Source organism: Bartonella queenslandensis AUST/NH15 (assembly GCF_000312585.1).
Classification (GTDB): domain Bacteria; phylum Pseudomonadota; class Alphaproteobacteria; order Rhizobiales; family Rhizobiaceae; genus Bartonella; species Bartonella queenslandensis_A.
In genome coordinates, this window is record NZ_HE997995.1 from 4241 (window position 1) to 16051 (window position 11811).

Genomic DNA, 11811 nt, shown 5'->3' on the forward strand with positions numbered 1-11811 from the left:
AACATACAGGACAAAGTTTTTTGATTCTGAATACGAAAATTTGAAATGAGAAAATCATCCTATCTTCAATACTCTTATGCTCATTGCAAAACAGTTTGTTTTTATAGCAAAAGTTTGTTTTTATAGCAAAAAAGTAATGGTAGATTTTTTCAAAAAGGCATCTTTCGAATATATTATTTTTTATGTTTTCTTAAAAAAGCGGGTACTTACGGTTTTGATTCTATAGCCGCATATCTTTTTCTTAAGAGCCACTTCCCTTTCAGCAAACGCTAACATAGTATAAAATTTTTCTCTTTTTGAATAAAATTGATCGATGAATGGATCACCTTCTATGCCCTACTCTTACCACGGTGAGTCCACAACTGTTAACGACAGCAAAGTTCCCTCACATCTTTAATATAAACGTCCATATACCTCTTTAATCCCTCAAAAACGCACATTTTTTCATATTAAATCCACCCAAAAATACTTTAGAAAGGCTTTCAATATCTTTTTCCCGATAGTTAAATGATCATTTCTGATATGAAAAATTTAAGGGTACAAACAAAAAGCTCTCGTTGCCAGAATACATTGATTGATAATCACAGCTTATCATCATGCATATTATAATGAGCAATCTGAATATCGTAAATAGCTTCCTATTTAACAGCTATTCATGATGAATCAATCAAAACCATAGCCTTACCTCTCACAAGCAGGGAAATAAAAGCTATTAAAAAAGAGTAAAAACTGTCTCGATACAAGATCGGCCCATGATGCCCATGATATTGAGAACGAGAAATTTTATGATGACACGAGGACTAATGCCCCCGAAATTACTCAAAAATTTGTTTCCTTTCAATATGATGAAATAGGACACGCGTTCAAAAAAATGAGCTTTAAATATATTCCTACGGCCTTAATTAAAACAATCAAAAACAAGAAACCAGCTCTATAAGAAAGCCATATAACGCAATTGCAAAACAAATCTCCAAAACTTTGTACGAACATTCTGCCACCAACCAATATGCTCTCTCTCGATTCTAGCACTGTTGAAAGACGAAATAAATACAATCCTCAAGCCACTTTATGATGCTGAAAACGACTCGAAACGGCTCGTTCTCCACTAGCAATCAAAGTGCCATAACATCCAGAAAGATAGTGCGGTATCAGTTCCAAAGCCTGAAAACGATTCTTTTCGTAAGGACCAGGCATTGCAAAATTTTCTGTTAAGCGATTTGAAAAACCAAAACGTTGATAAAATTCAAAATCTCCTACCAAAAAAATAGCGCCATATCCTAATTTTTTTGCTGTTTCAATTGCATGGCGGACGAGAAATGATCCTATTCCCACACCAGCACATTCAGCTGCAACAGCCAAAGGTCCCAAAAGTAAAGCATGGTGTATTTCATTTTTTTCTTTAAAAAAAGAAACATGCCAAAGACGAACACTCCCCACAAGCTCTCCAAGCGCATTTTTAACCACAAAAGAAAGCCCTTGAGCGGCCAACCGACCACGACGTAAAGCCTCGGATGATTTACGTTTACGTCCCTGTCCCATCGTTGCATCAAGCAAAATTTCTCGACAAGGCTTATCGGCTTCTTGCTCCAATAAAAGTGTAAAACATGCCCCATCTTTTGTTTGAAAATTAATCATGTTCATCTCGATACCCCCCTCTTATAGCCCAATGACGAGCATAGAAAAAAACTATAGTTAAAAGAGAATCTCAGATCACATAGGATCGCAAAGGTTCAAAACCATTAAAGGCAACAGATGCGTAAGTTGTTGTGTAAGCACCTGTTCCATGAATTAATATCTTATCTCCTATTGTTAGAGATACAGGAAGCGGATAAGGTGTTTTTTCATAGAGAACATCTGCTGAATCACATGTTGGCCCCGCCAAAATACAAGGCTCCATAACCTTATCATCATGAGGGGTCTCAATAGGATAACGAATGGCTTCATCCATAGTTTCAGCAAGACCATTAAATTTCCCAATATCAAGATAAACCCATCGGACATTATCATTATCAGCTTTTTTAGAGATCAAAACAACTTCTGTGCGAATAACACCAGCATTGCCAACCATCGCACGCCCTGGCTCAATAATCGTCTCAGGAATACGATTACCAAAATGCTTTTTTAATGAATCAAAAACTGCCGTGCCATAAACGTGTTCTGTAGGAACATCTTTCAAATAACGCGTTGGAAAACCGCCCCCCATATTCACCAATTTCAATGAAATCCCTTCCTGTTCCAAATTTTTAAAAACAGTAGCAGCATCCGATAAAGCACGATCCCATGCGCTCAGATCAACCTGCTGGGACCCAACATGAAAAGAAACACCATAGGCTTGCAAACCTAATTGGTGCGCACGCTTTAGCACATCAACTGCCATAGCAGGAACACAACCGAATTTACGTGACAATGGCCACTCTGCCCCTTTCCCATCGGTAAGAACTCGGCAAAAAACACGTGTTCCAGGAGCAGCACGTGCAATTTTTTCCACTTCTTCAATACAATCAACGGCATAAAGCGAAACACCCAATGCATAGGCTTGCGCGATATCACGCTCTTTTTTAATCGTATTTCCAAAAGAAATACGCTCTGGCGTTGCACCTGCTTGTAAAGCCATTTCAATTTCTGCAACAGAAGCCGCATCAAAAGAAGATCCTAAAGAACTTAGCAAATGCAAGATTTCAGGAGCTGGATTGGCCTTTATTGCGTAAAAAATACGAGACTGCGGCAGAGCTTTTTCAAAATTTAAATAGTTGTCACGAACAACATCAAGGTCAACAATTAAGCATGGACCTTCAGAACGATGTGTTGCAAGAAAATCGCGAATACGTTGCGTTGCCATCTGCAATTCTCCTTGAGGGAATGCTCCCCCACTCTATGCTTGGACAGCCAAAACTGCCAAAAACCAAAGGACAAAAAACACACAACAACTACCCCCATTCTGATCATAAAAAATCAGAAATTAGCATTGCATGCAGCGAAAGAACAGCGCGAAAGCCGCGTCATTCAGTATTTATCTGCCTTTTTGATTGGAGTTGAGAAAACCACTTCCGCACTGAAGGCAATGAGGTGTGCCTCTATAGTTATCCCAGCATTCAAAAGCTGGAAGACAACAGAAAGGCCCGCACCGTCGTTGCTTCAAGATGTCCTCATTCTTGCAATTGGCTGTAAGAATGACTGGAGCGGTTAGTTCCAGGTACCGTACCGGTTAATCTCACCATTTGAGAACCAGCGGACACCCACAGGCACGTGCGACTTTGGGCAAGGAATTCTATAAAACGAATCCTTTCTCATTTCAATCACTTTTTTAATTTTAAACATTTTTTAATTCTTAAAGAGAATATGATGCGAAAAAACAACACTCTCCCCCACCAAACAAAGCCATTCATCCACTTTCATGGGATCACGTCCCTCCCCCAGCCATACGATATAAAAGCCATACGATATCAATCTCTGTCTTTCTTTAAAAGCACCTTATTTCTTCGCTTCCCCATTCTATTTCTTAATATCCTCACAGGAAATAACGCAAAAAACTACTCAACACATTAATTTATAATAATAATTTATTATTTTAATCTTAGAAAAAAATCCCATCGTACACTGCTTTCATTTCTCCCTCTCTTATAATGAAGTAATCAAAACCATGTCTCTTACACATAACAAGTAGAAAACAACATGTAGCTACAAAACAGTTGAAAAAGGAGTAAAATACCTCTTATGAAGCTTCTCAATTGCCAAAAAGATGAACATTGGAATCTGGGGATATCCGGACTGAAGCATCATCATTCTTAAAGCTCATGACATCCGCCTTCCAACAAAACACCATGATCTTTCTCATTGACACCCTATACATTTTTTAAAAAACATCCGTTCTTCCAACGTCCATTTCACCACTTCCTTAAGCAAGATATCGTGCAAAATCCCCAGCAGCCGGTATGGTATAACGCAATTGCGTGTACATCATCTTTATAGTTATAAAATGATAAACAAACGCCCCCATTTATCTGCCAACGCCTAATATTTCATATTTCAGAAACGCCTATATTGAGATGCATCATATTACCTTAAATGTTTTTTGCGACACATTTCTCCCACATGTAGCGTACAAGCAAATGGAAGTAATATGATTCGTCATCATTTAATCTGAAAAAAGTAAATTTCATAATATTCAAATATTTTATAAAACTGAATTATCATTATAAATCAATGCAATATATTTAAGTTCTGAAATTATAAACTCCTATTATCATTCTATTTCTCTTAAACTTTACAGTGGTTTTTTCATTTTCTCTAAAATGAGTCATATCGTATTCATTCACACGCTTTTCTCTTAAAAACTATAGCTCTCCCTCCCCTGTAGTGAAAAGGGGAGACAGCTTAATTTTGGAAAGGCATGAAATTTCAAAACCAGTATTCATTTTTACTATTATTTTTTCATTCAACTTTACGGTTTTCAAAAGCAGCCAAAGCAATGCCTTTTAAATCATGAAAATTATGCATTGCCTCACGCTTTTGTTTATCGCTTCTTTAATGGAATCACGTCCCTCGTGTAAAATAGAATACCCCAAACGAAATATATTTTGATTACATCTTCACGTGTTTTCTTTAAAAAAAACATTTCTTAAAAGCGCATGATCCCATTTCGCACCAGCACCCGTGAATGATGCTATAACGATACCTCTTTTATGAAATAATATAAAATCTACTTGGCTCCACTATCTTTAGGCTTCATAAAAGAGCAAGATAAACGTTATCACACACTGAACCCTCAATGTTGGGACAGCCCTTAAAATTTGAGACGATTCATAAGAGACATAGTATTTTCCATAAGAGACATGTCTTTCTTATCTTGTTTTACTCCACACAACTTTCACTACTTGTAACGTTCCAAAAACACAGCTTTGATTGATTTAACATAGAACAGGCTTAGAATGAGAGAACCCTCACGGTATTCAGACCTCTTATTCAACATGTCAATTATTATAAATCATTATTATAAATCAATGTGCTAAACTATTCGTAAATGACTTTTCTATTTTAAAATAAAAAGTATTTGCAATACTCAATTCTATAAAATCAAGGAGAGCGAACGACTTACAATGATTATTTATAAACCGAATAATTTAACGCAAACCAAAAGACCGAACAAAATTCGATCTTATAAGAGATTTTTCTACAAAGAGCCACACTCTCTTCTCTCTTAAAATTTAAGAGAAAAAAGCGAGAATTTAAATCCCTACACGACGATATCCTTATGTCCTCTGATGCGATTCACTTGCACGCAACTTCAACAATTGGAATTGTCTATGGCGCTCACGAAAGCGTTCTCTATCAGCTTCACTGCGCGTGTTATAACAAGCATCACAGGAAGCACCTTCCTCATAATGCGGTGATAATTTGCCTTCAGCATTCAAAGGAGAACGACACGCGCGACAGAGTTCGCGTCCACATTCTTCAAGACCATGTTGCACAGAAACGCGCTCATCAAAAACAAAGCATTCTCCCCACCATAAACTTTCCTCTTTTGGAATTTTTTCTAAATATTTCAGAATCCCCCCTTTTAAATGGTACACTTGCTCATAACCAAGTTCACGAACATACGCTGTTGATTTTTCACAACGAATACCGCCTGTACAAAACATAGCAATTTTCTTTTTCTTCTTTAAATCAGCTTCATGTTGACGTACCCATTCAGGAAATTCGCGAAATGTTTTAATCTGCGGATCAATCGCTCCTTGAAAACTCCCAATGGCATATTCATAGTCATTCCGCGTATCGATCAAAATTGTCTCTTCATCTTGAATAAGAGCATTCCAATCTTCAGGATCCACATAAGTCCCCACAACTTTTAGCGGATCAACTCCTTCAACGCCCATTGTTACAATCTCTTTTTTCAACCGGACTTTCATGCGATGAAAAGGCATTTTTGATGCCCATGAATACTTAATTTCCGGCATTTGAAATGCTGGCTCAGCCATAATAAAATCCACCAACACCTCAATCGCTTCGCAAGAACCAGCAACAGTTCCATTAATCCCCTCTTGTGCTAAAAGGAGGGTCCCTTTAATATCATTTGCTTGACATAAATCCTGCAAAGGCTTTTGTAATTGACGATAATGCTTCAAATCTGCAAAGCAATAAAGTGCAGCAACTTTAAAATTCTTTTCCATGTGTTTTGCCATAACGCGCGTTTCATTCAATTTCAAGATCTATTCATTTACTCTTTAACATATTGTGCTGAATCAAACTATATTAAACCATATTCTTTCCAAGAAGAAAAAATATCATGTGCCAAAAAATAGACAATCTTTTAACACTTCTCCAAGAACAAACCGTTATACCTGTTTTGTTTATCGACAATATACAAAGTGCTGTACCCTTAGCACGTGCTCTTGTCAAAGGTGGATTAAAAACAATTGAGATCACCTTGCGAACACCAAACGCCCTTCAAGCAATTCAGACAATTACCCAAGAAGTCCCTGAAGCAATTGTTGGAGCTGGAACAATTCTCAACACAACACACTACGAACAAGCTGAACAAGCTGGAGCAAAATTTATCGTAAGCCCCGGATTATCCAATGAATTAATCAATTGTGCAAAAAATAGTGAAATTCCCCTTCTTCCCGGAGCAATAACTCCAAGTGAATTCATGAAAGCATTAGATAAAGGCTATACATATCTTAAATTTTTCCCTGCTGAAGCCTCTGGAGGTATTGCCTTCATCCAAGCCTTAGCATCTCCCTTCTCTGAAATCTTCTTTTGCCCAACAGGGGGTATAACACAACAAAGTGCAACGCAATGGCTCCAACTTCCTAACGTTTTTTGTGTTGGCGGTTCTTGGATAGCGCCCCAACAGCTCATTGCAAGAAAGGATTGGGATTCAATTCATGCGTTAGCGCATAATGCAACGCAACTCTCCTCTCTCTCAAAAAAAAAGCGCACTCGATAACTTGAAGATGCGGGAACATTATTAGCTCCTTCAACAAGACCAAAGCCTTCACACATCCTTGGGTAATCTTTTAACACTTGCCATAGAACTACAAATCATCATCCGATCTTCATTAGGATGAATTTTAGAAAGACCCGTGGTTTCAAAAAAACACCAGCCCTACCATCACTCTACAAAAGCGCACTCTACGACATGAAAATGCGGGAGCATTATTAGCTCCTTCAACAAGACCAAAGCCTTCACACATCCTTGCGCAATCTTTTAACACTTGCCATGAAACTACAAATCATCATCCGATCTTCATTAGGATGAATTCTAGAAAGACCCGCGATTTCAAAAAAACACCAGAGCCCACCATCACTCCACAAAAGCGCGCTCTACGACATAAGTTGCAGGAGCATTATTGGCTCCTTCAACAAAACCAAAGCCTTCACACATCCTTGCGCAATCTTTTAACATGGCCATGGAACCACAAATCATCACCCGATCTTCATCAGGGTTAATTTTGGGCAAACCGGTGGTTTCAAAAAAGCACCCACTCTCCATAACAGTCGTAATACGTCCCATATGCTCAGAAGTTTCACGAGTGGTCATAGGATAAAATTTTAACTGTTGTGCATACCCCCCAATGAGTGGATCTTGTTGCAAAGAGCAAACAAGATCTTTTGCATAAGTTAACTCATTCTTTTCGCGCGTTGTTTGAATAAGAATAACTTCTGAAAATTTCTCATAGGTTTCAGGATCACGAATAAGGCTTGCAAAAGGGGCAACCCCTGTACCAGTTGAAAGAAGATAAAGGCGTTTCCCAGGAATAAGAGCATCAAGAACCAGCGTTCCTGTAGATTTTTTACGCATGAGAACTGTATCACCGATTTTAATTTTTTGCAGATGCTCGGTTAATGGCCCACCTGGAACTTTTATCGAAAAGAACTCAAGCTGTTCATCCCAAAAGGGGCTTGCAATCGAATAAGCACGATAAATCGGCTTTTCTGCATTTGGCAAACCGATCATAACAAATTCACCGGAACGAAAACGAAAACTTTCCGGACGATTCAAGCGAAATTTAAATAACCGATCGGTATAGTGACAAACCTCTTGGACAGTCAGAGCAAATACACTCGCAGGAATCGGAAAATTTGCAACGCTGCTGATGTTTGACGGAACATTGGTAGCAGACGTATTCATACTCTTCCCCATATCTTTATTGAACGTTAAATTTCGAATCCCTGACGTGGTATAGTCCTTGTATAATTATCTGCCAACAATTTTCTTAAACCAAAAGCCTTAAGATTAACATCTTTGTGTCAAATTTAATCGAATAAGAAAAATACGAAGACACCTTACCCCCAAAGAAAAATAAAAACATTGGGTATTAAACAATGACCACACTCTTTCTCTTTGCAAAATTTATAACTGAAAACCCTAAAATAAAGAGAGAAAAAACTTCTGTGGATTGAACAATAAATGCACGACTCTTCAACAAAGTTTCCAGCATTCCATCTATTAGTTTTCCTTACTAACCTTCGTTTTACATTGTTCTTACCGTAAATCAATGAGTCCAATGCACTCTATGATCGATAAAATTAGTTTCACTTAAAACCAATCAAATGATAGAAAGTAAATCATATCCAAATCAATAGTTTTTAATGTATCAGCAAGTGTTTACACACTCTTTACTCATTTGATAAAAGTGACTTTAAGTGCATGAGACAACGTTCCAAATTGCATATTACAAGTAATCGCTCCCCTCCTTGTGGTAAAAAGCTTGTAAGTCATTGCTTATAATTATTCCTCGAGAGTAGATAATTTATCATTTTGCATTCTCTTGTATGCGTTAAGCCATGTCTGTTTATGAGAAAACACTCCCCACCCACAACAACAGCATGATATTGCGCTCTTCAAAAGGATACAATAAGTTATGCTTTATTTTTTTAATATGCCTCAACAAGAGCAAATTAAGTAAAAATCAAAAATCTATGTTGCATAAATTATCAGAACACACTGTGTTGCTAACAACACAAATAAAACTAAAATATCTCTTAGATCCAAAGTACCATTTTAGATAAAAAAAACGACTTTCATGGTGCATAATTCAATATGGAAGACTTATGATTTTGACCGTATCGAGCAGTATTTTTTCCTATGTCATAAGAAACCTCTGTGAAATAACCAAAGAAAAAGCTATACTCACGAACAAAGATAAGATTTTAAAATGAACAAATCCGTTAATGATGAAATAAACACATCCCTCTATGCAGCTGTAGCCACCATTGATGTCAGTGCCATTGTTGCCAATTATATCACTTTAGCCAAACGTGTAGCGCCAACACAATGTTCAGCGGTTGTAAAAGCAAATGCCTATGGGCTAGGAGCGCACAAAATTGCTCCCGCCCTTTATCAAACTGGTTGTCGTACTTTTTTTGTTGCCCAAATCAGAGAAGCATTGCAATTAAAAAGCATTTTACCATCAAACGTCACAATTGCTCTTCTCAATGGGCTTCCACACACAGCGGAAGAATTTGTAGCACAATCAGGTATTGTTCCTGTTCTAAACTCTTGGAATGCTATTGAGATTTGGCAAAAGATTTGTCAAAAAAAGGATAAAAAATTTCCAGCCATTGTTCAAATCGATACCCATATGAACCGATTAGGACTTGATCAAAAAGAATTAAAAAAACTCATCAAACATCCTACAATTTTTGAAAACGCAGACATAAAATATATCCTTAGTCATCTTTCTAACGGAGAAGATGATACACACCCATCAAATGACGCCCAATTAACTTCTTTCAAAACGATCCTTGCACAACTGCCGCCTTGTAGAGCTTCCTTTGCGAATTCTGGAGGGATTTTTCTAGGCTCAGATTTTTATTTTGACCTTGTTCGCCCCGGTATTGCACTTTACGGAAGTGCCCCCTCAGGAAAACACGCATCCCTTCTAAAACCTGTTTTAAAACTCGAAGCCCAAGTTCTTCAAAACCGTGTTGTTGATATAGGCACACCTGTTGGTTATGGAGAAAGTTTTATCACCAGCAGACCAAGCACTCTTGCAACCATTTCTATTGGCTATGCAGATGGTTGGCTGCGTGCTCTTTCGAATAAAGGAACCGTTTATTTCAATGGGCATAAACTTCCCATGGTTGGGCGCATTTCTATGGATTCTATTATTATAGATACGACTGATCTTGATCAAAAACCTCAAACAGGTGACTGGATCGAACTCATTGGTCCCCATCAAACACTTGAAAAAGTAGCGACAGATGCCAACACACTTCCCAATGAAATTCTAACGTCTCTTGGATCACGCTATAAATACATTTATACATGAAAGATTCTTTGAACAACTAAACTGATAAAAATCATCACCTTAGAAAATCAGAGAACTTCTCCGAAAGATTTTACAACAATTAATCGCGTAAAATGACCATGAGACACTGCACATTCACAAGGTTCCCCCAATGGACAAGTTGATCAGCTGTTTTATAAAAGTGGACTTCACCCAAAACACAAAAATTGAACCTCTTTCTCACATAAATTAACGGAAAAGAATCCATTGCCAAATTTTTAAAATAACTGCTCAATGAGATCAAAATATTCATTCTCTACATACCGAACAAGACAGCCAATCTCATCAAGTTTCTCTCGCTTTTAGCCTTGTTCATCGTGAAGCAACCAAAATCTTTTGCTTGCCTACTACAAACTAGACTGTGTAAAAATCATTTAATAAGGAAATAAATACTTCTTATAAACCATCCCAAGTACCAAGGGTTTTATACCATTAAGCACTCTCGCGAAATGTGTGATGGCAAAGTGTATGATGATGCCAACTTTCTCCTTTATGAATCGTAAAAAAGAAGAGTGCTCAATAAGATTTATCCTTGTACCATTCACAAAGCGGCATTTTGAAATAAGATTGGGAGCGAAAGATCTCTTTAAAACAAAGTGGATTAACAACCCAAATATATTCTGTTTGGGGCGTTTTGTGTTACATGAGAGTTGTGCCCCCATTAAAGAACACCATAAACAAAAACATGAAACAATGTGTAATTTCTTAAAAAACTTTGTTTTAGATGCTTTTGAAATCTGTAAAGCTAAATTAAAAGGAGATGACAAACTGGAAATTGATTTTTATCTTTACAGCTTTTATATTTTTCCAAAATGAGATTATCTTTCAGTTCTAAAGATTACACCACCAGAAATACGCAATCCCCTGCCCTCATCTGACAGACAAAAACTCAAACTGCTTATCAAGCCTCTCGTTTCCCTTAATTTTTGGCTCAAATATACTGCTGTATTAGCTTTAGATATAATGGCAACATTTAGATATAATAGGCAACAGTGAAAGCGCACGCGCTCTCAGAAAAATAATGCCATAAAATCAAAAATTAACCTGCAATGAACTGAAAGAGATACCGACTTGCTATAAAGGCTCTAAAAAAACAACCATGACACCATTTGGCTTTGCGGTGAATCATTCTGACAAGTGTTATGACCTATTCTTTGCATCTTCTTCATAAAAAAACAGATTGAAGAGAAATACAATTCTTGGCTCGAAAATATCAAAGCTCAAGGAGATGCAACAACAGAGTTTTGCGTGCCTTTATTATCAGAAGCACTCAAATTGATTTTATTCTTTCTGCAATGGTTCGTAATCACCTTGGTAAGAGCAGTATATCATACCCCATGTAAAAAAAACTGGCTCCTTTCCCCACAGGTTTTACTCTCGTTTAGCTGGATTGGCTGGTTAACAACAACCGCTGCACTTCATCACTAAAACCAGATCACACGATAGAAGAAAAAGAAGAGCATGGCTATTGCCTATAAAACACAGTTTTTTTGTCAACTTTTTCTTTATCGACTTTTTC

Annotated in this window: 7 protein-coding genes and 2 pseudogenes; 3 read left to right on the top strand and 6 right to left on the bottom strand. The window is 37.3% G+C overall.

All coding sequences use genetic code 11. From position 1 onward, the window contains the following. Window positions 1-1056: 1056 nt before the first annotated feature. The 3 genes from BN338_RS03420 to trhO form a co-directional block, all read right to left on the bottom strand. On the bottom strand, window positions 1057-1641 hold the full coding sequence (locus BN338_RS03420; RefSeq protein WP_039759099.1) for a GNAT family N-acetyltransferase: 585 nt from the start codon (window positions 1639-1641) through the stop codon (window positions 1057-1059). 64 nt (window positions 1642-1705) lie between these two features. Then, a complete protein-coding gene (locus BN338_RS03425; RefSeq protein ID WP_039759101.1) occupies window positions 1706-2839 on the bottom strand; it encodes a type III PLP-dependent enzyme in 1134 nt (377 codons plus the stop codon). Window positions 2840-5249: 2410 nt separating this feature from the next. After that, the gene (gene trhO, locus BN338_RS03435; protein ID WP_039759136.1) at window positions 5250-6167 is read right to left on the bottom strand and encodes an oxygen-dependent tRNA uridine(34) hydroxylase TrhO; all 918 of its coding nucleotides are present in this window, start codon (window positions 6165-6167) and stop codon (window positions 5250-5252) included. 116 nt (window positions 6168-6283) lie between these two features. Between trhO and eda the strand changes: the two genes are divergently transcribed. Beyond that, a complete protein-coding gene (eda, locus tag BN338_RS03440; protein ID WP_039759105.1) occupies window positions 6284-6946 on the top strand; it encodes a bifunctional 4-hydroxy-2-oxoglutarate aldolase/2-dehydro-3-deoxy-phosphogluconate aldolase in 663 nt (220 codons plus the stop codon). Here the strand turns inward: eda and BN338_RS13005 are convergent. From BN338_RS13005 to BN338_RS03445, 3 genes and pseudogenes are all read right to left on the bottom strand, one after another. Then, window positions 6883-7096 (bottom strand): annotated as a pseudogene (locus tag BN338_RS13005) (hypothetical protein); the annotation flags it as partial. The gene eda and the pseudogene BN338_RS13005 overlap by 64 nt on opposite strands. Window positions 7097-7111: 15 nt before the next feature. Then, window positions 7112-7287, bottom strand: a pseudogene (locus BN338_RS13010) (ferredoxin--NADP reductase); the annotation flags it as partial. A 16-nt stretch (window positions 7288-7303) separates the two neighbouring features. Then, entirely contained in the window at window positions 7304-8131 is an 828-nt protein-coding gene (locus BN338_RS03445; protein ID WP_039759107.1) for a ferredoxin--NADP reductase, read from the bottom strand. A gap of 1027 nt (window positions 8132-9158) precedes the next feature. Here BN338_RS03445 and alr point away from each other — a divergent pair. After that, a complete protein-coding gene (alr, locus tag BN338_RS03450) occupies window positions 9159-10274 on the top strand; it encodes an alanine racemase (RefSeq protein WP_039759109.1) in 1116 nt (371 codons plus the stop codon). 486 nt (window positions 10275-10760) lie between these two features. Beyond that, window positions 10761-11108 (top strand): hypothetical protein, encoded by a 348-nt coding sequence (locus BN338_RS10805; protein ID WP_051018488.1) that lies wholly within the window; start codon window positions 10761-10763, stop codon window positions 11106-11108. Window positions 11109-11811 lie beyond the last annotated feature (703 nt).

Bases quoted from the DNA above. Each gene is read 5' to 3' on its own strand.
- BN338_RS03420 (WP_039759099.1), bottom strand. From the start codon at position 1,641: ATGAACATGATTAATTTTCAAACAAAAGATGGGGCATGTTTTACACTT.
- BN338_RS03425 (WP_039759101.1), bottom strand. From the start codon at position 2,839: ATGGCAACGCAACGTATTCGCGATTTTCTTGCAACACATCGTTCTGAA.
- trhO (WP_039759136.1), bottom strand. From the start codon at position 6,167: ATGGAAAAGAATTTTAAAGTTGCTGCACTTTATTGCTTTGCAGATTTG.
- eda (WP_039759105.1), top strand. From the start codon at position 6,284: ATGTGCCAAAAAATAGACAATCTTTTAACACTTCTCCAAGAACAAACC.
- BN338_RS03445 (WP_039759107.1), bottom strand. From the start codon at position 8,131: ATGAATACGTCTGCTACCAATGTTCCGTCAAACATCAGCAGCGTTGCA.
- alr (WP_039759109.1), top strand. From the start codon at position 9,159: ATGAACAAATCCGTTAATGATGAAATAAACACATCCCTCTATGCAGCT.
- BN338_RS10805 (WP_051018488.1), top strand. From the start codon at position 10,761: ATGATGATGCCAACTTTCTCCTTTATGAATCGTAAAAAAGAAGAGTGC.